Annotated in this window: 21 protein-coding genes; 8 read left to right on the top strand and 13 right to left on the bottom strand. The window is 70.6% G+C overall.

Annotation, left to right across the window (positions count from 1 at the left end):
• Positions 1-58 precede the first annotated feature (58 nt).
• From ACIRRU_RS04490 to ACIRRU_RS04470, 5 genes are all read left to right on the top strand, one after another.
• Positions 59-898 carry a Scr1 family TA system antitoxin-like transcriptional regulator gene (locus tag ACIRRU_RS04490; RefSeq protein ID WP_403676028.1) on the top strand — a complete coding sequence of 280 codons (840 nt, stop codon included), beginning with the start codon at positions 59-61 and terminating at the stop codon, positions 896-898.
• Positions 895-1104: a DUF397 domain-containing protein gene (locus tag ACIRRU_RS04485; protein WP_403676025.1), complete on the top strand. Its 210-nt coding sequence runs from the start codon at positions 895-897 to the stop codon at positions 1102-1104. The genes ACIRRU_RS04490 and ACIRRU_RS04485 overlap by 4 nt, the downstream gene beginning before the upstream one ends.
• Before the next feature lie 69 nt (positions 1105-1173).
• Positions 1174-1368: a DUF397 domain-containing protein gene (locus ACIRRU_RS04480; protein WP_403676022.1), complete on the top strand. Its 195-nt coding sequence runs from the start codon at positions 1174-1176 to the stop codon at positions 1366-1368.
• A 111-nt stretch (positions 1369-1479) separates the two neighbouring features.
• Positions 1480-1692 carry a DUF397 domain-containing protein gene (locus ACIRRU_RS04475; RefSeq protein WP_403676020.1) on the top strand — a complete coding sequence of 71 codons (213 nt, stop codon included), beginning with the start codon at positions 1480-1482 and terminating at the stop codon, positions 1690-1692.
• A 107-nt stretch (positions 1693-1799) separates the two neighbouring features.
• The gene (locus ACIRRU_RS04470) at positions 1800-1946 is read left to right on the top strand and encodes a hypothetical protein (protein ID WP_363203783.1); all 147 of its coding nucleotides are present in this window, start codon (positions 1800-1802) and stop codon (positions 1944-1946) included.
• 105 nt (positions 1947-2051) lie between these two features.
• Here ACIRRU_RS04470 and ACIRRU_RS04465 read toward each other — a convergent pair whose 3' ends face one another.
• The 4 genes from ACIRRU_RS04465 to ACIRRU_RS04450 form a co-directional block, all read right to left on the bottom strand.
• Entirely contained in the window at positions 2052-3389 is a 1338-nt protein-coding gene (locus ACIRRU_RS04465) for a VanZ family protein (RefSeq protein WP_403676016.1), read from the bottom strand.
• Positions 3390-3467: 78 nt separating this feature from the next.
• Complete coding sequence (locus tag ACIRRU_RS04460) at positions 3468-3920, bottom strand: hypothetical protein (RefSeq protein ID WP_403676013.1); 453 nt, start codon at positions 3918-3920, stop codon at positions 3468-3470.
• A gap of 174 nt (positions 3921-4094) precedes the next feature.
• Complete coding sequence (locus ACIRRU_RS04455) at positions 4095-4538, bottom strand: hypothetical protein (protein WP_403676010.1); 444 nt, start codon at positions 4536-4538, stop codon at positions 4095-4097.
• An 87-nt stretch (positions 4539-4625) separates the two neighbouring features.
• Positions 4626-6116: a SulP family inorganic anion transporter gene (locus ACIRRU_RS04450; protein ID WP_403676007.1), complete on the bottom strand. Its 1491-nt coding sequence runs from the start codon at positions 6114-6116 to the stop codon at positions 4626-4628.
• Positions 6117-6597: 481 nt separating this feature from the next.
• On the opposite strand from ACIRRU_RS04450, the gene ACIRRU_RS04445 reads away from it, so the two are divergent.
• A complete protein-coding gene (locus tag ACIRRU_RS04445) occupies positions 6598-7023 on the top strand; it encodes a MerR family transcriptional regulator (protein WP_403676004.1) in 426 nt (141 codons plus the stop codon).
• A gap of 76 nt (positions 7024-7099) precedes the next feature.
• Here ACIRRU_RS04445 and ACIRRU_RS04440 read toward each other — a convergent pair whose 3' ends face one another.
• On the bottom strand, positions 7100-8023 hold the full coding sequence (locus ACIRRU_RS04440) for an AEC family transporter (protein WP_363203786.1): 924 nt from the start codon (positions 8021-8023) through the stop codon (positions 7100-7102).
• A gap of 172 nt (positions 8024-8195) precedes the next feature.
• Here ACIRRU_RS04440 and ACIRRU_RS04435 point away from each other — a divergent pair, with 172 nt between their 5' ends.
• Together ACIRRU_RS04435 and ACIRRU_RS04430 are read left to right on the top strand one after the other, a co-directional pair.
• Positions 8196-8852: a DinB family protein gene (locus tag ACIRRU_RS04435; protein WP_403676000.1), complete on the top strand. Its 657-nt coding sequence runs from the start codon at positions 8196-8198 to the stop codon at positions 8850-8852.
• Positions 8853-9242: 390 nt separating this feature from the next.
• The gene (locus ACIRRU_RS04430) at positions 9243-10061 is read left to right on the top strand and encodes a hypothetical protein (RefSeq protein ID WP_403676983.1); all 819 of its coding nucleotides are present in this window, start codon (positions 9243-9245) and stop codon (positions 10059-10061) included.
• Between the two features lie 66 nt (positions 10062-10127).
• On the opposite strand, the gene ACIRRU_RS04425 is transcribed toward ACIRRU_RS04430, so the two are convergent.
• From ACIRRU_RS04425 to ACIRRU_RS04390, 8 genes are all read right to left on the bottom strand, one after another.
• Positions 10128-11840, bottom strand: coding sequence for an ABC transporter ATP-binding protein (locus tag ACIRRU_RS04425; protein WP_403675997.1), 1713 nt, complete (start codon positions 11838-11840; stop codon positions 10128-10130).
• A 130-nt stretch (positions 11841-11970) separates the two neighbouring features.
• Positions 11971-12555, bottom strand: coding sequence for a lasso peptide biosynthesis B2 protein (locus tag ACIRRU_RS04420; RefSeq protein WP_403675994.1), 585 nt, complete (start codon positions 12553-12555; stop codon positions 11971-11973).
• On the bottom strand, positions 12552-12803 hold the full coding sequence (locus tag ACIRRU_RS04415; protein WP_363203789.1) for a lasso peptide biosynthesis PqqD family chaperone: 252 nt from the start codon (positions 12801-12803) through the stop codon (positions 12552-12554). Before ACIRRU_RS04415 ends, ACIRRU_RS04420 begins: the two co-directional genes overlap by 4 nt.
• Entirely contained in the window at positions 12800-15073 is a 2274-nt protein-coding gene (locus ACIRRU_RS04410) for an asparagine synthase-related protein (RefSeq protein ID WP_403675990.1), read from the bottom strand. Before ACIRRU_RS04410 ends, ACIRRU_RS04415 begins: the two co-directional genes overlap by 4 nt.
• Before the next feature lie 50 nt (positions 15074-15123).
• Positions 15124-15246: a keywimysin-related RiPP gene (locus ACIRRU_RS04405; protein WP_363203791.1), complete on the bottom strand. Its 123-nt coding sequence runs from the start codon at positions 15244-15246 to the stop codon at positions 15124-15126.
• Between the two features lie 723 nt (positions 15247-15969).
• Positions 15970-17592 (bottom strand): chaperonin GroEL, encoded by a 1623-nt coding sequence (groL, locus tag ACIRRU_RS04400; protein ID WP_363203792.1) that lies wholly within the window; start codon positions 17590-17592, stop codon positions 15970-15972.
• Positions 17593-17929: 337 nt separating this feature from the next.
• Positions 17930-18136: a cold-shock protein gene (locus ACIRRU_RS04395; RefSeq protein WP_003967346.1), complete on the bottom strand. Its 207-nt coding sequence runs from the start codon at positions 18134-18136 to the stop codon at positions 17930-17932.
• A gap of 431 nt (positions 18137-18567) precedes the next feature.
• On the bottom strand, positions 18568-18846 hold the full coding sequence (locus ACIRRU_RS04390; RefSeq protein WP_030113311.1) for a MoaD/ThiS family protein: 279 nt from the start codon (positions 18844-18846) through the stop codon (positions 18568-18570).
• Positions 18847-18876: the final 30 nt, after the last annotated feature.

Here is an 18876-nt window from a genome sequence, read left to right as displayed (position 1 = left end):
CCTAGCGTGAAGTTCCCTTCAACTGCCTGGAGTCGAAGGAAGAGACAAGGGGGAAGGCATGGTCAATCGCAAGGAACTGAATCCCGAGAGCAGCCCGCAGGCGGCTTACGGAGCCCGTATCCGGCGGTTTCGGGAGGCGCGTGGGTGGAGCCAGGACGGCTTCGCACCGCGCATCGGCTACTCCGGCCAACACGTGTCAGCCGTCGAAACTGCCCGCAAATCTCCAACTCTCCGCTTTTCGCGGAGGTCTGACCAGGCATTTGGTACGACCGGCACGGACGACTCGTTCGAGCGCGAGTGGAACGAGATGCGGAACGGCTCGCTGCTGGAGGGCTTCCCGGAGTACGTGGGATACGAGGGGCGGGCGGCGGAGATCCGGCTCTTTGAAGTCGGTCTGATTCCTGGGCTGTTACAGACCCCGGAGTACGCGCGGGCGGTGGCCTATGGGCACGTGGAGCGCGGGTCCATCACCTACGAACAGGCCGATGAGCGGGTCGCGTACTTGGAGCAGCGGCAGGCGGCGCTCCTCCGGACACCACCCCCCATGATGTTCGTCGTCATGGACGAGAGCTGTCTCCATCAGGCTGTTGGCGGTCCTGCGGTCATGGACGCTCAGCTTCGACGGCTGGAGGAGATGTCCGCGCGGCCCAACTGGATCATCCAGGTCGCTCCGTTCAGCCTCGGAGAGCGGCGCGCTTTCTATCTGCCGGTCTACCTGCTGACCATGGCCGACCGCTCCATCATCGCGTACGCCGAATCCCAGGCGCAGGGGTACGTCGAGCGTGAAACATCGGTGGTGGCCCCCATGTTCACGGCCTACCATCAGATGCAGGGCGAGGCGCTGTCGAAGGCAGCGACCCTGGCCAAGATCAGCCAGTTGCGAAAGGGCACTCCGTGAAGACCGAATCCCCCCGTTGGTTCAAGTCCTCGTACAGCGACAACGGCGGTGCCTGCGTTGAGGTGGCGGCCAACCTCGTCACCTCGCGGGGCATCGTCCCGGTGCGCGACTCCAAGGACACGAGCGGCCCCGTGCTGAGCTTCCCCGCCGACGCGTTCTCCGCCTTCGTGGCGGGCGTGCAGGGCGGAAAGCTCGCCACGGCCTGACAGAGCACGCGCCAGAACCGCCCCATCGCGCCCCGCGCGGTGGGGCTTCCTGCTACGGAAGGACACTCCATGACGGCCGAGTCCCCTCGCTGGTTCACGTCCTCGTACAGCGCGAACGGCGGTAACTGCGTCGAGGTGGCCGCCAACCTCGTCGCCTCGCGGGGCATCGTCCCGGTGCGCGACTCCAAGGACACGAGCGGCCCCGTGCTGAGCTTCCCCGCCGACGCGTTCTCCGCCTTCGTGGCGGGAGTGCAGGGCATCTAGGACGTGCAGGGCGCCCAAGGCGGAAAGCTCGCCACAGCCTGACAGAGCACGCGCCAGTACCACCCCACCGCGCCCCGCGCGGTGGGCTTTCCTGCTACGGAAGGACATGCCATGAAGACCGAGTCCCCTCGCTGGTTCACGTCCTCGTACAGCTCGAACGGCGGCGCCTGCGTCGAGGTAGCCACCAACCTCGCCCCCGCGCAGGGCATCGTCCCCGTACGCGACTCCAAGACCACGGGCGGGCCCGAACTGGACCTCTCCACCGCCGCGTTCACCACCTTCGTCACGGCGGTCCGGGCCGGACGGTTCCCCGCGCCCCGCTGATCACCCCGTGCGGCACGGCGGCCGCCCGATCGTGGAAGTCCCCGGTCGTCCAGGTGCGATCGGGGATTCGCGGGGTAGGCGAAGGGCAGCCCTCAAGGAGGAACACCATGCCCGGACTGATCGCCCGCATCACCCAGTTCACCCGTAGCCCCCAGGGTCGCCGCACCATCGACTCGGCCCGCCGCGCCGCAGCCGACCCGCGCAAGCGAGCCCAGGCCCGCAGCCTCCTCACCCGCCTCCGCGGCCGCCGCTGAAGCGGGCAGCCGCCTGCCCGGTCGGCTGCCCGAACCCGACGCGGCTGGCCGGGTCAGGCGCGGGCGGCTGCCCGAAGGGGAGGCGTTCCAGGCCGCGAAAGCGTTTCAGGCGGGAGGAGTCGAGGGCAGCCCCTGGACAGGAGACGCCCGCTCATCCACCTTGCCTGTTTCGGCGTCGACGTACACCGGGTACACATCGTCCCCGGCGGAGACGGGCACGACCCACTGTGCTCGCCACTCGCCCTCGCGTCGAACGGCCAGCAGGTTACCCGGACCCGTCCTGGCGCCACCTGAGTACTCGGACGCGACAGCAATCGCCTGCTTCTCACCAACTCGCCGAGGAGGCAGAGTCACCGCGTCCTCTACGTTCCGAGTCAGAAGTTGAGAGACCCGGCCTGCCCGGTTGATCTGTACATCCAGGCGCATCGGCATGAGCACGCCGTCGACGCGGCTACGCCAGCTGACCATCCAGCCGAACTCCGCCTCGTCGCCAACGGGAAAGGACTTCACGTGGGAATCTTCCAGGCCCCACGGGAATCGTTCTTGCGCGTATCGCTTCGCTATCCTTAGCGCGTCGTCGGCATTTCTCGGAGCCGACGAAGAATCTACGACGGCGAAACTACCCGGCCCCGGCTCACTCGTATTCTCCAGGCTGACCGTGAGTTGTTCCTTGTCCGGCCAACTCAGTTCGGCGAAACCTGTCTCCAGGGTGATCAGCAGGGTGTCAGACCCACCATTCTGGCCGGATTGAAGCTGCACGTTCGCGATGTCGAAATGGTCGTCGAAGGCCGCGGCGAGTACGTGCCGTGCCTGTGCCTTCTCATCGCTGCCCGCGATCTGCAGGCTGGTGGAGTCCAGGACAAGGGGAGTGATCCACACTTTCCACACCACGGCACATGCGAGGAATCCGGCTCCAAAGATGATGGCCGTCGGCTTCCGTGCGGAACGCTCGGACAGGAGCTCTCCTTTGGTACCGCGAACCGCGGCCCAAGCAGCGAGTGTTCCGACACCCGCACCAAGGACGTTCATCTGGACGTCGCTGCTGTCGCAGCTCCGACCGACCCAGGGGGCCAGAGCCTGACACAGCTCGGTGAACACCGACAGCAGCGCTCCCCCCAGAAGGACGGGAAGCACGCGCCGAACGGCGAGGACTCCGAAGAATCCCAGGGGAACGAACATGGCCAGATTGAGCAGACCCTGCTCCGTCGCGAACGGCTCACCGTAATGACGGTTGAGGACGCACTGCCCGGATACGTGTCCCGGCGACGGGAAGAACAGGGTGACACTCAGCTCCGCTGCCAGGGCAGCCGCGAGCCCGGCATAGGACCATGGGCGATGGAGATACCTCTTGGCGCCCAGGTAGCCGAGGAGGCCCGAAACGATCACGACGGCAACGGCGATCAGGACGAAGATGCCTCGACCGTTGAAAACAGCTTGCAGCATTGGTGCGCAACGCTTTCGAGGAGAGTGCCCCGCCCCTGCATGGCCACAGGGGCGGGGCACTACAGGAATGGGTCGGTGTCAGCAGGTGCCGGAAGGGGTCTGGAACGTTCCCTGCCCACTCACCGACATCAGCCCGTTCGTGGAATAGCAGTCCGAGGCCCAGTTACGGTTCCACGAGCTGCTCTTGGTCGTTCCTGCGGACTGGCTGAACTGAGAGCCCCAGGTCGTTGTCCCGGCATAGTTGAATCCGAGCTTCGCGGAAATGGTGCCGCCGCTCGACTTCTCGTACCAGGTTCTGACGTTCACAGGGCCGCCGCCTTGGGTCTTGTCGTGGAAGAGCCGACCACTGGAAAGGGTGGTGCAAACGCGGCCGTAGCCGATCTGGCCGCTGCTCGGGCAAGCCTCCTGGATGGAGACGTCACCGTTGGGGGCCGACGTCGTCGCGCTTGCCGACCCGGTTGCGCCCATCGCTCCGACCATCAGGCCGGCCACCACCGCACTGCGGGCTATCTTGTGAGTGAATGCGTTCATCTCCGCCACCTCTTCGTCTTGCCATTGAACCTGCCGGTACTCGGGCAGCGGAGAGAGGCATGAGTGATCGACCGAGACACGAAGAGCCTCGTAAGCACTGCGTTCCCCCCGCAACCAGCGCACCTCAACTAATGATCAGCAAGCTACGTCGCGCCATATTGAACAAGCAAGCGTCTAGTTGCTCTTTGACTCAAAATGATCCTTGAGGTCGAATACGAGCGCACCATCGTCGTCATCCAGAAGAATCGTCATTCCACGGCGGCCGACCAAGACTTGTGGCATTCTGCCACCGACGGCCGTTGGCTCACCGTGATGCCGTGACCACCCCGGCGGAGGAATCGTCAACGAGAAGAGCGGCGTCCCCGCCTCATCGACGACCTCCTTCATGAAGCGAGAGCTCGACCAGTGCATTTTCACATTCGGTTGCCGGACCACAGCCTGTCCTTGGGTCAAGGCCAAGGTGCGCGGCAACAGCACGACAGGTTTTCGTGGTGGTGTGTCAGGGTGTCGGGTGACCGCGGCAGCTGCACCGGCAGCTCGAAATGGCTTCAAGGGGTGCGAAGTCGGCGCCTGTGGGCGGCCGAGGACGAGACGCACGGGCAGGTCGTCGCGGCCCATCGGCGCACCTGGGACCACTCGGACCCGACGCGGCGCAGCGGGCGCCCTCCGGTGGCCGCTGCGCACGTGCGCGAACGTCTGCCGCCGTCAGTGGCTGCCCGCGAGTTCGCCGCTGAGCTTGTCGTGGAGGTCCGCGCTGGGGTCGTTCAGGCCGGTGATCTCGACGGTCTTGCCGCGCTGGCGGTACTTGGTCTCGATGGCGTCCAGCGCGGCGACCGACGAGGCGTCCCAGACGTGGGCGGCCGACAGGTCGATGACGACCCTGTCCGGATCACCGGCGTAGTCGAACTGGCCGACGAGGTCGTTGGACGAGGCGAAGAAGAGTTCGCCGGTGACCCGGTAGACGACGGTGGAGCCGTCCGGGCCGGGGACCGGCCTGACCTCCGCGAAGTGGGCGACCCGCTTGGCGAAGACCACCATGGCGGTGACCGACCCGACGACCACGCCGATGGCGAGGTTGTGGGTGGCGACCACGGTCACCACGGTGATGACCATGACGCCGATCTCGCCCGCCGGCATCCGCTTCAGCGTCCTCGGAGCGACCGAGTGCCAGTCGAAGGTCGCGAACGAGACCATCACCATGACGGCGACGAGCGCGGCCATGGGGATGTCGGAGACGACCGGTCCGAAGACGATGCACAGCACCATCAGGAACGCCCCGGCCAGGAAGGTGGACAGGCGGGTGCGGGCGCCGGAGACCTTCACGTTGATCATCGTCTGACCGATCATGGCGCAGCCGCCCATGCCGCCGAAGAACCCGGTGACGATGTTGGCGATGCCCTGGCCGATGGACTCGCGGGTCTTGTCGGAGTGGGTGTCGGTGATCTCGTCGACGAGCTTGGCCGTCATCAGCGACTCCATCAGGCCGACGAGCGCCATGGCGAAGGCGTACGGCGCGATCGTCGTGAGGGTGTCGAGCGTGAGGGGCACGTCCGGCAGGCCGGGCACCGGCAGGGAGGACGGCAGGGCCCCCTTGTCCCCGACGGTCGGCACGGCGATCCCGGCGGCCACGGTGATGACGGTCAGGATGACGATGGAGACCAGCGGCGCCGGGACCACGGTGGTGATCCTCGGGAAGAACACCATCAGCGCCAGGCCGCCGACGAGCAGCGGATACACCGCCCAGGGCACGTCGCGCAGTTCGGGGATCTGGGCCATGAAGATCAGGATGGCCAGGGAGTTGACGAACCCGACCATCACCGAGCGGGGGATGAACCGCATCAGCTTCGCCACCCCGAGCGCCCCCAGGACGACCTGGAAGACCCCGGCCAGGATCACCGCGGCGACCAGGTACCCCAGGCCGTGCTCGCGGTTGAGCGGGGCGATGACGAGGGCGACGGCGCCGGTGGCGGCGGAGATCATCGCCCGTCGGCCGCCGACGACCGAGATGACCACGGCCATGGTGAAGGAGGCGAACAGGCCGATCGCGGGGTCGACCCCGGCGATGATCGAGAAGGAGATCGCCTCGGGGATCAGGGCCAGCGCGACGACCAGACCCGCGAGGACCTCGGTGCGCCAGACCTTGGGATCGTGCAGCCAGTCGGGCTTGAGGGCGCGCAGTCGCGCGGCGGGAGTCACAGCAGCGGAGGACAAGAGGACGCGTACCTGTCGTGCTCGGGCACACCCCCGCGGCACGGCGGGGGCATGCGGGGAAGGGTCGGACATGCGTGGGGTCGGCACGCGGCGGCCGCAGACGCCTCACCCAGGAGGGCGCGGACGCCTACACCCGGGAGGGGCGGGGACGCCTCACGCCCAGGGGAGCGGAGGGGCACGTACGGCGGAGGGTGAGGGATCACCAACGGCGGAGGATCGCCCAGTACGGAGGAGCGCGACGAGTCACGGCGGGCAGGCGGCGGCGATCGGCGTCGTGGGCTCGCGCACGCTCTGTCCTGCCTCTCCTGCGAGAATCGGATCCGCACCGGGGCTCCATCGGCCCCGGAGACGGCGGCAGCGGGGTGGCCCGGCCGCCTTCGTCGGCAACTCTACCCTAACGTTAGGGTAGGGATATACGTCGTGACGGGCGCCGCCCGTCACGAGCAGAGAGGCCAGGGGCACGGGCGTGGACGGCAAGCACATGCAGATCGGCGAGGTCGCCGCGCGCACGGAGCTGTCTCTGCGCACCATCCGGCACTACGAGGAGACCGGACTGGTCATCCCCTCCGCCCGGTCCCAGGGCGGCTTCCGCCTCTACACCGAGACCGACGTCACCCGTCTCATGGTCATCCGCCGGATGAAGCCCCTCGGTTTCACCCTGGACCAGATGCGCGACCTCCTGGACGCCACCGACCGCCTCGACGGTGACGCCCCGCTCGGCCCGGAGGACCGCGAGGCCCTGCTTGAGCGCGTACGCGCCTATCGCCAGGCGGCCGCCGAGCAGGTGGAGAAGCTGCGCGTCCAGCTGTCCCGGGCGGAGGACTTCGCCGCCACCCTGAGCGACCGGCTGGAGCAGCCCTCCTCCGCCGACGCCGGCACCGCGGCGGACTGACCCGCCCACGCCCGGGAACGCAGCCGCTCCATCGGGCTCAGCGGCTCCGTCAGCTCAGGAGCTCAGCCGCGCGCTGTCAGCTCAGCAGCACGGCGACGAGGACGAGTGCCGGAACCGACAGGAGCGTGGACAGCAGGACCGAGTCGCGGGTGAAGCGTTCGGCGACGCGGTAGTGCGAGGCGTAGGTGAAGAGATTCTGCGCGGCCGGGAGCGCGGCGATCACCACGACGTCCAGAAGCGCGGCGCCCTTGAGGCCGAAGAGGCCCACGCCGACAGCCCAGGCGACGAGCGGCTGGAGCACCACCTTCAGCAGGACGGACAGGTACAGCGCCCCCCGGTCCTCGCCCCGGCCCGGCCGTTCGGCGCCGCGCAGCGAGATGCCGAAGGCGAGGAGGACGGCGGGCACCGACATGTTCCCGATCAGGACGAGCGGTTCGAGCACCGGAGCGGGCGGCTCCCATCCCGTGGCGGCCACCACCACACCCGCCAGCGACGCGATCGCCATCGGGTTGCGCAGGGGCGTGGTCAGCCGCCGGGCGAGCGGGACGGACTCCCCGGCGCGGCTCAGGTCGAGGAGGGTCAGCGCCAGCGGGGTCATCACGATCACCTGGAGCAGGAGGACCGGAGCCACGAGAGAGGCGTCGCCGAGGACGTAGACGGCGATGGGGATCCCCAGATTCCCCGCGTTGACGTAACTGGAGCACAGCGCTCCCATCGTGGTGCGCCCGGCGTCCCACCGCAGGAACACCCGGGCCACCACCACGAACACGGCCGCGGCCACCGCCGTGGCGATGGCCGTGACCAGGAGGCGCACCGACAGGACGACGGAGAGATCGGCTGCGGCGAGCAGCGTGAAGAGCAGGGCCGGAGTCGCGACGTTGAAGGCGAGCCGGGTCAGCACGGCCCGCCCGTCCGCGCCCAGATAGCCGCAGCGCCCTATGACGTAACCGACGGCGATGACGGTGCCGATGACCGAGAACCCGGTGATGACTCCCTGCATGTCCTTCTCGTCGCTGCTCGGCGTGCGGTCGGTCCGAACGCGGCGGCGGGCGATCGCGCCACCGCCGCCCCTCCGGCACCTCGGGCCTCCATATCACCACCGCCCCCACCGCCGTACGGGGGCGGGGGCCGGATCTTGATGCGTCGGGCCGCCCGTGGCAGGGTCGGGCGGCATGATCGACGCGTTCGCGAAGGACCATCTGCACGGCAGGCTGCGGCGCGACCGGGAGGCGCTGCTCTGGAAGCTCGACGGGCTGTCCGCGTACGACGCCCGGCGCCCGCTGACCGCGACGGGGACCAATCTCCTGGGACTGGTCAAGCACCTGACCGCCGTCGAGGCCCGGTACTTCGGCGAGGTCTTCGGCCGCCCCTCCCCCGAACCGCTTTCCCGGTGGCAGGACCACGACGGCAGCGACCTGTGGGCGGCCGAGGACGAGACGCATGAGCAGATCGTCGCGGCCTACCGGCGCACCTGGGACCACTCGGACGCGACGATCGCCGGGCTTCCCCTCGACGCCCCGGGCCATGTGCCGTGGTGGTCGGGGGAGCGGCCCAACACGAACCTGTTCGCCGTCCTGGTCCACGTCCTCAGCGAGTCCGTCCGGCACGCCGGACACGCCGACATCCTGCGGGAAGGGCTCGACGGCCGGACCGGACTGCGCGCCGAGCACGAGCAACGGATCGACGCCGAAGCCCGCGCGGCCCACTGGGCGGCGATCGAACGGACCGCCAGATCGGCCGCCGCATCCGCCGCCGCCACCTCGCCCGCCACCTCCGCCGCCGCGTCGGCCGCCACCGCGTCGGGCGCCGACGCCCGGGGCACGGTGTAGCCGAGGGCTCCTGCCACCGCTCCGCGCGCCCGGGAGCGCCACGCATGCTCCTCCCGGAGCGCCACGGGTGCACCTCCCGGGAGCTTCACGGGCCCCGCTCCCGGGGCTCAAGCCGCGAGATCCGAGCGCTCTTAACAGGGATGGGGAGGAAGGGTCAGCCTTCCCACCCACCCTCCCCAGCTGCGAACTTGACCGTTTGTGACCGACTTGCCACCCACGGTCCTCAGCCTCTAGCGTGCGGAAGGACCAGTAACAAAGACGACCCCCGCCGGTGCAGCGAACACCGAACAGGGGTCTGACCACCGAAGATCCAAAAAGAAAGAAACCATCTCCGTGGCTGACAGCTACCTTAGTGCTGCCTCCAGCACCCCGCACGCCGCCCCGCACCCCCTGGCCAAGCCCGGCTACGGCAAACGCAGCGCCCCTGGCGAACGGCCGCGCACCGAAAGCGACTTCGCCCACCTCCTGCCCCGTGACGCCGCCGTCGCCGCCTACATCGACCGGCTGCCCGACGGCTCCGACATCTCCGTCAAGACGCTGGCCAGGCACCTGCCGTACGGACAGTGCGCCCTGCGCACCACCCTCAACCGCCTCCAGGACGCGGGGCACCTGCGGCGCGGCAGCGAGTGCGTGATCACCGACGAGGTGATGCTGTGGGTGACCCGGACCTTCTTCTCCCGCACCGCCCGTGAGGACGCCTGGTGGGTCGCGTGGACCCGGGGCGACGTCCCACCGGATACTCCCCGACGGCCCACCCGTTCCCGGGCGTTCATCCTGCTCGCCGCCCTCGGACGCACGGCCCCCGCGCTGACGCTGTCCGCCGCCGACTGCGCCCACCTGGAACCGCGGGTCTGCGCCTGGTTCGCCCGGGGCGCGACGGAGAGCGACCTGCTGCACGCCCTCACCAGCGGCCTGCCGAACCCCGTCCACCACCCCGCCCGCCTCGTCGAACGCCGTCTGCGCGACAAGCTGCCGCCCGAACCCGTCCTTCCCAGCCCCCGGACCGTCCTGCGCGCCCTGGAATGCGGCGAGTGCCAGGTCCCGGGGCCGCCCGAAGCGCTCCTCGGCGGGCTCTGCCGCGCCTGCCGGGGACGCGCCCCGGACACGCACGCCGGGCCGCCCGGGGCCGTGCAGCCGCCGGGGGTACGGGAGCGGATGGGCGCGGTCCGCGCCGGACTGGCCCCCCGGTCCGAGAGAGCCCGCCGCTGACCCGCGTCGCCCGGAGCGCCCGGGAGCCGGGGGCGCGGGGGGCCGGGGGCTCCCGGGGGGGGCGGCTCAGTGGGTTTCCGCCGCCAGTTGCGTCGTCGCCAGCTCCCGGTACAGGTCGTCCGTCGCCAGCAGCTCCTCGTGGGTGCCCGCCGTGCGGACCCGGCCCTCCTCCAGGACCACGATGCGGTCCGCGTGGCGGACGGTCGACAGCCGGTGGGCGATGACCAACACCGTAGCCTGGCCCGCCAGTTCGAGGATCACGTCCCGCAGCGCCTGTTCGTTGACCGCGTCCAGCTGCGAGGTCACCTCGTCCAGCAGCAGCAGGCGCGGGCGGCGCAGCAGGGCACGGGCGATCGCGATCCGCTGGCGTTCACCGCCGGAGAGCATCACGCCCCGGTGGCCGACCGCCGTGTCCAGGCCGTCCGGCAGCCGGTCGACCAGCGCGTCCAACCGGGTCCGGGCCACCGCCTCGGCCAGCGACTCCCGCGAGGCGTCCGGAGCGGCGAAGAGGAGGTTCTCCCGGAGCGTCCCGGCCAGGACCGGCGCGTCCTGCTCGACGTACGCGAGCGAGGCCCGCAGCGGGGCCAGCGGCCAGTCGCGGATGTCCCGGCCCTCCACCTCGATGGTCCCCGCGTCGTGGTCGTAGAACCGTTCCAGCAGGCCGAACACCGTGGACTTGCCCGCCCCGGACGGACCCACCAGCGCCACCATCGCGCCCGCCGGGACGTCGAACGTGACGCCCTGGTGGGCCGGGGCGCGCTCGTCCCCGTAGCCGAAGGTCACGTCCCGGAAGGTCACCCCGAGCGGGCCGCCGCCCTCGCCCGCACCAACAGAGGCCCCCGGACCGCCGGACACCTCCGGACCGCCGGAGAGCTCAGCGGGCTCGCCCGGCAGCGACTCCACCTCGTCGATCCTGCGCACCGCGGCCAAGCCGCTCTGGAGGCCCGTCCAGCCCTCGACCAGACCGCCGATCGGCCCCATCAGATAGAAGAGGTAGAGCAGGAACGCGATCAGCGACGATATCTCCATCGAGCCCGCCGCGACCCGCGCTCCCCCGACGCCCAGCACCGCCAGGAACGCCAGTTGGACCGACATCGTCATCGTGACGTCGGAGACCGAGGACCACTTCGCGACCGACACGCCCCGGTCGTGCGCGTGCCGCGCCGCCTCCGCGACGGCCGCCGTCTCCCGCGCCTCCGCACCACTGGCCTTGACCGTGCGGAAGGCCTGGAGCACCCGGTCCAGGGACGCGCCCATCACGCCCACGGCCTCCTGCGCCTTGAGCTGCGCCCGCTGGATGCGCGGCATCAGCAGGGCCGTCACGGCCCCGATGGCGACGACCACGACGAGGGTGACGCCGAGGAGCGTCAGGTCCATGTACGCCATCAGCGCGACCGTTCCCAGCAGCATCAGGGCGCTGTTGAACGACTCGACGAGCCCGCTGGACAGCACCGTGCGCAGCAGCGTCGTATCGCTCGTGACGCGTGACTGGAGATCCCCGGGCGTCAGCCGGTCCACCGCCGGCACCTTCAACCGCAGGATGCGGGCGACCAGTTGGTGCCGGGCACGGAGCACGACCCCCTCCCCCGTCCGGGCCATCAGGAAGCTCCCGTACGCGGAGACGCACGCCCCGGCGAACACGAGCAGGGTCAGCACGACCAGCGGTCCGACGGGCGAGCGGCCCTCGCCGAAGGTGTCCACCGCGTGCTTCGCCATCAGCGGCATCGCCAGCCCCGCCCCGGACCCGGTCAGCGACAGCAGCCCCGCCCACAGCAGCACACCCCGGTGCGGGCGGCCCCGGGCGAGGAGGAGCCGAAGGGGGGACGGGGCGGAGCCCCCGGGAGTCCCCGCTGCCCCCTTCCCGTGAACTGTCCCGGCGGCCTCGGTCGGCCCACCCGTCCCGGTGGCCTCAGGCGGCCCGCCCGGCCCGGCGTGCCCCGCCGTCCGCGCTGCTGCCTCCGCCTGCGCTGCCTCGTCCGTCCGCTCCGCCGAGCCCGTCTGCCCAGCCGGGCCCGTCTGCCCCGGCTTCTCCGCCGGACCCGTCGTCGTCCCCGTCACCGCGCTCACCCGCCATCCCCTCGCGTACCGTCGTCACCACCAAGAGGGGACGCAGATCCGCCCGTTCCGCCTGCTCCCCGACCGTGCGGCCCCCCGCCTCCACCCAAGCATGCGGGGCGAACGGGGGCGCCGTCCGGACGCCCGCGCACCAGTCGGGCCAGACACCGGACATCCGGCACGCCAGCGCGACGGCGATCGAGCGCGGCAGACACCCGTAACGGCCCGCGCAGCGGCGGCTGGTGGCGACGACCGCCTCGTACACCTCCAGCGCCTCCCCGTACGAGGCAGGGCGCGCTCCCCCGCGGCACCACGTGAGCACCCGGCGCAGGCGGCCGGGCTTGCAGCGGGCCAGGACGAACGCGGCGGCGATCGCCGTGCGCAGCCGGAGGCCGCCCGGCCCCGCGCCCCGGCGGGGCATCGTCATCTCGGTGGTCATGGCCGCAGGATCCTCGCCTCGACCAGCTGCCCGACCAGCTCAGCCACGTCCGACTCCGCCTCGGCGCGCCCGACGTCGAACTCGGCGACGATCCGTTCGACGGCCGCCGCGGGCTCCTGCCCCGCGCCGACGGTCTCCACGACGATCATGCTGGTGTCGTTCAACTGCCAGTAGCTGCCGTCCTTCTCGTCGAGCAGGACCCCTCCGTACTCGGTCGTCGTGACGGCGATGCCTTTTCTCAGCTTCACGGGGATGCCTCGCTGGTCCTGGTAGCGGTCCGGTGGGGTGTCGGGGTCGTGGTCGGGCCGGGTGTCGGGGGCGGACCGGAGCTCGGGGCCGGGGTCGGACCGGAGCTCAGGGTCCGGGCCGGCCAGGCGTTCTCCGCCGTGCGCAGCCACGTCTCCGCGGCCACCGTCGCGCTGATGGAGTGCTCCACCAGCACCGGTGAGTAGGGCTCGGCCGCGAGTCGGAGCAGCCGCCGGGCGTCGACCAGGCCGTGTGCGGCGAGCCGGGAGCCCGTCCACAGATCCGCCAGTTCCGGGGCGTGTTCGCGCAGGCCCTGGTGTTCGTCGGAGGACATGTGGTCCTTGGTCGTACGGGCCAGCAGCGCGTCCGGCACCACCCCGCGCATCGCCTCGGCCAGCAGCGGCTTGTAGCGCTGGGGCGTCAGCCGCTCCGCGGGGCGTACGGCGAGGGTCGCCTCCAGCACCCGGTCGTCGTAGAACGGGGCGGCGACCGGGAGCCCGATCGTCAGGCCGACGTCCTCCATCGCCTGGAAGTGCCGCGCCCCCATCCGTACGGCGTCGATGTCCACGTGCCGCCCGCGCCACGGGTCGATCGGCTCGGCGTACGCGGCGGCGGCCCGGAACTCCTCGGTGATCACGGCGCGGGCGTGGTCCGTCAGCCACGGGTGCAGCGACTGGCGCACGCCCCACGACAGGAGCGGGGTCCGGGCGACCGGCTGCGGGTCGGGGGTGACGGCTCCGGCGATCCAGCGGGGGAACGTCCGGCGGTCCGCCAGGGCCCTGACCGTGGGCAACAGCGGCCAGCCGAGCTGGTGGCGCAGGCCGCTGAGCCGGTTCCAGGCGGTGAGCGGGTTGCCGTGGAAGAGGTCCTGGTAGGCGTGGGGCAGGCCGAGGAAGATCTCGTCGCCGCCGTAGCCGGTGAGGTGGTAGCGGGAGCCGGTGGCGCGGGCGCGGCTGAGGAGCAGGTGCGCACGGGCCCGGCCGGGGGCCACGGGGAGCGGTTCGTCGTTCAACTCGTCGGCGGTGGCGGCGAGGTCGGCGTAGAAGTAGGGGACGTCGGCGGCGGGGACGAGGTGATGGTCCAGAGCGGTGGCGACTCCCGCGCCCCGGGCAGCTCTGGGAGCGTCGGCTTCGCCGGGGGCGTCGGCGGCTCCGGGGGCGTCGGCTTCGCCGGTCCCGGCGTTGCCGATGCCGCTGCCGCTGCCGTCACGGTCGCCGCTACCGGTGCGCGGTAGCTCGCCGTCGCGGGCGTGCTCCACCGCCCGCCGCGCCCACATCTCGTCCTCGCCGTAGCGGTCCCGGGCCGTCACCGTCAGCAGGGACACCACCCGCGGGCCCGCCGCCGGGGCGGTGGAGCCCGGGGCGGTGGAGCCCGGGGCGGTGGAGCCCGGGGCGGTGGAGCCCGGGGCGGTGGAGCCCGGAGCCGTGGAGCCCGGGGCGGTGGAGGCCCGAGCGGTGGGGTTCAAAGCGGTGGAGCCCCGAGCGGTGGGGTTCAAAGCGGTGAAGGTCAGGGCCGTGGAGTCCATCCCGCCGGACAGTTCGCAGCTGATCCGGTCCAGCCCGCCGACGTGGGCCCGTACGGAGGCGGCGACCGCGTCGCGGAGCCTGAGAGCGCCCTCCGCCAGGGAGAGTTCGCCGGGGGGCGGCTCCCACCAGCGGTGCTCCGTGGGGCCGGGGGCAGCGGCCGTGCCCGGTGCCGCGGCGGGCAGGGCCAGGCCGTGTCCGGCACCGGTCTCGTGGACGCCCCGCCACATCGCGCGACGGCTCAGCGGGTGCGGCAGGAAGTCCAGCAGCCGGAGCGCCAGCGCGCCCTCGTCCAGCGGGGCGCCGATCAGGTGGGCCAGCACGGCGGGGCGGTCGGAGGCGATGGTTCCGGCGTCCGGGTGCCGGGCGTGGTAGATCCGGCGCAGTCCGGTGGCCGTGCCCCGTATCCAGGTCTCCCCGGAGAGCCGGGCGATGACGTGGTAGAGGCCGGGCAGCCGGGCGAGGCGGTGTTCCAGCGCGGTCCGGCCGCGGGCGCCCTCCAGGAGACCGGCGAGCACGGCGTCGGGGACCCGGTCCGGGCCGATGAGGACGAGCGCGTCCGCGCCCCGCGCGACGTGGCTGACCTCGCGGACCAGGAGGCGGGCGACGACCCAGGGCCGGCCCGAGGCGTGGGCGACGGTGCGGGTGTCGCCCACGGTCGGGCCCGGCGGGGGAAGCTGCCCGGCAGCCGCCGCTCCCGCCACGCTGTCCGGCAGGACGACGAAGTAGTCACGCGACTGGCCGGGCATGTTCACCTTTCGGAAGTTCTCCCACTGGGCACGGACGACCGGTCGGCGGATCAGACGATCCGCCGGCTCCAGATCTCCTTGTACGAGCCGACGAAGTAGCCCGCGGTCTTCTTCGAGAAGCCGCCCTGCTTGAACATCGACGGCTTCACATACGCCTTCTTCTGCTGCTTCATGTGACGTTCCCTTCTGGGTAGTTGGTGACCGTTATGCCCAACGTGCTTTCGCATAACGGGAGTTGTGAGTGCGACTGGTGTTCACCGGGTGAACACCAGAGCCATCATGTCCCCCTGCGGAACCGGTAAGCCTGATTCCGCCTCACCGTGTGAAGTTGGCCGGATACCGTGAGCAGCGAGGGCCGTAGGCGGGCTGCCGCGGTGGGGTGCCATGACGGGGACCGGGACACCGACCGGTCGGCATGGGCCGGCATGTGCAGTCGCACATCGACCACTCCGCAGCACCGGGTGGACTGGACCAATGACCGGGGCGGAGGACGGCGTCCGGGCACTGAACTGCCCGGAGGGCGGGCGGCGGGCGAAGCGGCGGAGGAACCAGCCGCGCGCCGCTTCACCGACGGAACCCGACAGAGCCCGACGGAACGCGTCGGCGCCTACCGCATGGACGGCTCACTCGCCACGGTTTTCGGCGAAACCGCCCGTACGTGTGTTGGCCTACGGTACGAGGTGCTGCAAGTAGCCATTCGGCCATGCCGAACAAGCGCACCGGCCCTCATCTGCCGTACGCCTGCTCCCCGCGAGCCCGTGAGCCCCCCGCGGAGCCCGGTCCGGACACGCCGACACGCCACAGGGGCGGCGCCTCCCGTGTGGGAGGCACCGCCCCTGTGGGACGTGCTCGGAACATCGATCAGCGGAGCGGGAGACCGGGGCCTCCGCGGCCGATCAGAAGTCCATGTCACCGCCCGGCATGCCACCCGGGGCGGCCGCGCCGGCCTTCTCGGGCTTGTCGGCGATGACGGCCTCGGTGGTGAGGAAGAGCGCGGCGATGGACGCGGCGTTCTGGAGGGCGGAGCGCGTGACCTTCGCCGGGTCGAGAATGCCCTCGGCGATCATGTCGACGTACTCACCGGTCGCGGCGTTGAGACCGTGACCGACCGCGAGGTTGCGGACCTTCTCCACGACGACGCCGCCCTCAAGGCCACCGTTGACGGCGATCTGCTTGAGCGGGGCCTCCAGCGCGAGCTTCACGGCGTTGGCGCCGGTCGCCTCGTCGCCCGTGAGGTCGAGCTTCTCGAAGACGGCCGTGGCCTGGAGCAGAGCCACGCCACCACCGGCGACGATGCCCTCCTCGACGGCGGCCTTGGCGTTGCGCACCGCGTCCTCGATGCGGTGCTTGCGCTCCTTCAGCTCCACCTCGGTGGCGGCACCGGCCTTGATGACGGCCACGCCGCCCGCGAGCTTCGCCAGGCGCTCCTGGAGCTTCTCGCGGTCGTAGTCCGAGTCGGAGTTCTCGATCTCGGCACGGATCTGGTTGACGCGGCCCTGGACCTGCTCGCTGTCACCGGCGCCGTCGACGATCGTCGTCTCGTCCTTGGTGATGACGACCTTGCGGGCGCGGCCGAGCAGGTCGAGACCGGCGTTCTCCAGCTTGAGGCCGACCTCCTCGGAGATCACGGTGCCGCCGGTGAGGATGGCGATGTCGGCGAGCATGGCCTTGCGGCGGTCACCGAAGCCCGGGGCCTTGACGGCGACGGACTTGAAGGTGCCCTTGATCTTGTTGACGACCAGGGTGGACAGGGCCTCGCCCTCGACGTCCTCGGCGATGATCAGCAGCGGCTTGCCCGACTGCATGACCTTCTCCAGCAGCGGGATCAGGTCCTTGACGCTGCCGACCTTCGAGTTGACGATCAGGATGTACGGGTCGTCGAGCGACGCCTCCATACGCTCCATGTCGGTGGCGAAGTACGCCGAGATGTAGCCCTTGTCGAAGCGCATACCCTCGGTGAGCTCCAGCTCCAGACCGAAGGTCTGGGACTCCTCGACGGTGATGACGCCTTCCTTGCCGACCTTGTCCATCGCCTCGGCGATCTTCGCGCCGATCTCGGTGTCGGCGGCGGAGATGGAGGCCGTCGAAGCGATCTGCTCCTTGGTCTCCACGTCCTTGGCCTGCTCCAGCAGGGCGGCGGAGACGGCCTCGACGGCCTTCTCGATGCCTCGCTTGAGGGCCATCGGGTTGGCGCCGGCGGCGACGTTGCGCAGGCCCTCGCGGACGAGCGCCTGGGCGAGAACGGTGGCGGTGGTCGTACCGTCGCCGGCTACGTCGTCCGTCTTCTTGGCGACCTCCTTGACGAGCTCCGCACCGATCTTCTCGTACGGGTCCTCGAGCTCGATCTCCTTGGCGATGGAAACACCATCGTTGGTGATCGTGGGCGCGCCCCACTTCTTCTCGAGGACGACGTTACGGCCCTTGGGGCCGAGGGTGACCTTGACGGCGTCGGCGAGCTGGTTCATCCCGCGCTCGAGACCGCGCCGTGCCTCCTCGTCGAACGCGATGATCTTGGCCATGTGAAGTGGTCCTCCCGGACAGGGGTGGATTGCTCCGGACCGAGGGGCGCCCGCGACGGACGGCCTGCCTGCGGGGTGGTTCCTTGCCCCACCGCGCCTGCGGGCCTCACCGGCCCGGTCCAAGTTCTGTCACTCTCACCTGGAGAGTGCTAACGCCAATGATTAGCACTCGACCCCCGAGAGTGCAAGCGCCTTCGGGGAGTACCCGCCACGCCCCGCGCCCCACGCGGCCCCGCCCGCGAAGCCGCGCGCCCCGGGACGCGCGCAGGGCCCGATCCCCTGATCCGGGGTCGGGCCCTGCGTGCGTGAGTGGTGTCGTCGGACGACCGCGCCGAACTCAGCCGACGGCGAGCTTGACCATGTCGGCCTGGGGCCCCTTCTGGCCCTGCGAGATCTCGAATTCAACTCGCTGACCCTCTTCGAGGGTGCGGTACCCGTCCATCTGGATCGCGCTGTAGTGGACGAAAACATCCGCACCACCGTCGACCGCGATGAAGCCGTACCCCTTCTCCGCGTTGAACCACTTGACGGTGCCCTGAGCCATGCCCAACTCCCCTATTACTGGCCCTTGCACGGGACCGCACTTCGCGGGCCCGGGTCGCGACCCACCCTCCGACAGGAGAGGGTGCGCGGCGCCGTAGCGCGTCGACCGCGGCTGAATGTATCCGCCCAACTGCCCTCTGCAACAGGTCAATCGGACGAGAATTCCGGGCACGGAAGAACGCCCGAATATGCGGGAGTGCCGAAATTTACGGGCAAGTCGGGCCAGGCAAAGGGCACTTAAGCCGCAAGAGGTCCACGTACTTTGGCTGCTTCTTATCGGGGCCGGGCGCGTTCTCATATGCGGGCGGCACGAGCAGCGGAGGGGCGTTCCCCAACTGTACCGCGCTCAACCATGCAGAATTGCCCCCTCCGCTTGTGGCGCGGAGGGGGCAACAGGGGCCGGGCGGCCGGGGGCCGCGGGCGGGGAGGCGGTCAGCAGCCGCCGGCCACGGCCGGGATGATCGAGACACCGGCGCCGTCGGGCGTGGCCGCGTCCAGGCCGCCCTCGAAGCGCACGTCGTCGTCGTTGACGTAGACGTTGACGAAGCGGCGCAGCTTGCCCTGGTCGTCCAGGACGCGGGCGGCGATGCCCGGGTGGTCCTTCTCCAGGGACTCGATGACCTCGGAGAGCTTCGCCCCCTCCGCCGTGACCTCGGCCTGGCCGCCCGTGTACGTACGCAGGATGGTGGGGATGCGGACCTTGACGCTCATGGTGGTGCCCTTCTTCCTTCGTTACGGGGT

This window comes from Streptomyces sp. NPDC101181 (genome assembly GCF_044767975.1).
GTDB lineage: Bacteria > Actinomycetota > Actinomycetes > Streptomycetales > Streptomycetaceae > Streptomyces.
This window is presented reverse-complemented; position numbering and strand designations above follow the sequence as displayed.

Excerpts from the sequence above, each read along its gene's own strand:
- ACIRRU_RS04490 (WP_403676028.1), top strand. The coding sequence starts at position 59 with ATGGTCAATCGCAAGGAACTGAATCCCGAGAGCAGCCCGCAGGCGGCT.
- ACIRRU_RS04480 (WP_403676022.1), top strand. The coding sequence starts at position 1,174 with ATGACGGCCGAGTCCCCTCGCTGGTTCACGTCCTCGTACAGCGCGAAC.
- ACIRRU_RS04475 (WP_403676020.1), top strand. The coding sequence starts at position 1,480 with ATGAAGACCGAGTCCCCTCGCTGGTTCACGTCCTCGTACAGCTCGAAC.
- ACIRRU_RS04470 (WP_363203783.1), top strand. The coding sequence starts at position 1,800 with ATGCCCGGACTGATCGCCCGCATCACCCAGTTCACCCGTAGCCCCCAG.
- ACIRRU_RS04465 (WP_403676016.1), bottom strand. The coding sequence starts at position 3,389 with ATGCTGCAAGCTGTTTTCAACGGTCGAGGCATCTTCGTCCTGATCGCC.
- ACIRRU_RS04460 (WP_403676013.1), bottom strand. The coding sequence starts at position 3,920 with ATGAACGCATTCACTCACAAGATAGCCCGCAGTGCGGTGGTGGCCGGC.
- ACIRRU_RS04455 (WP_403676010.1), bottom strand. The coding sequence starts at position 4,538 with ATGGGCCGCGACGACCTGCCCGTGCGTCTCGTCCTCGGCCGCCCACAG.
- ACIRRU_RS04440 (WP_363203786.1), bottom strand. The coding sequence starts at position 8,023 with ATGCAGGGAGTCATCACCGGGTTCTCGGTCATCGGCACCGTCATCGCC.
- ACIRRU_RS04435 (WP_403676000.1), top strand. The coding sequence starts at position 8,196 with ATGATCGACGCGTTCGCGAAGGACCATCTGCACGGCAGGCTGCGGCGC.
- ACIRRU_RS04420 (WP_403675994.1), bottom strand. The coding sequence starts at position 12,555 with ATGACCACCGAGATGACGATGCCCCGCCGGGGCGCGGGGCCGGGCGGC.
- ACIRRU_RS04410 (WP_403675990.1), bottom strand. The coding sequence starts at position 15,073 with ATGCCCGGCCAGTCGCGTGACTACTTCGTCGTCCTGCCGGACAGCGTG.
- ACIRRU_RS04405 (WP_363203791.1), bottom strand. The coding sequence starts at position 15,246 with ATGAAGCAGCAGAAGAAGGCGTATGTGAAGCCGTCGATGTTCAAGCAG.
- groL (WP_363203792.1), bottom strand. The coding sequence starts at position 17,592 with ATGGCCAAGATCATCGCGTTCGACGAGGAGGCACGGCGCGGTCTCGAG.
- ACIRRU_RS04395 (WP_003967346.1), bottom strand. The coding sequence starts at position 18,136 with ATGGCTCAGGGCACCGTCAAGTGGTTCAACGCGGAGAAGGGGTACGGC.
- ACIRRU_RS04390 (WP_030113311.1), bottom strand. The coding sequence starts at position 18,846 with ATGAGCGTCAAGGTCCGCATCCCCACCATCCTGCGTACGTACACGGGC.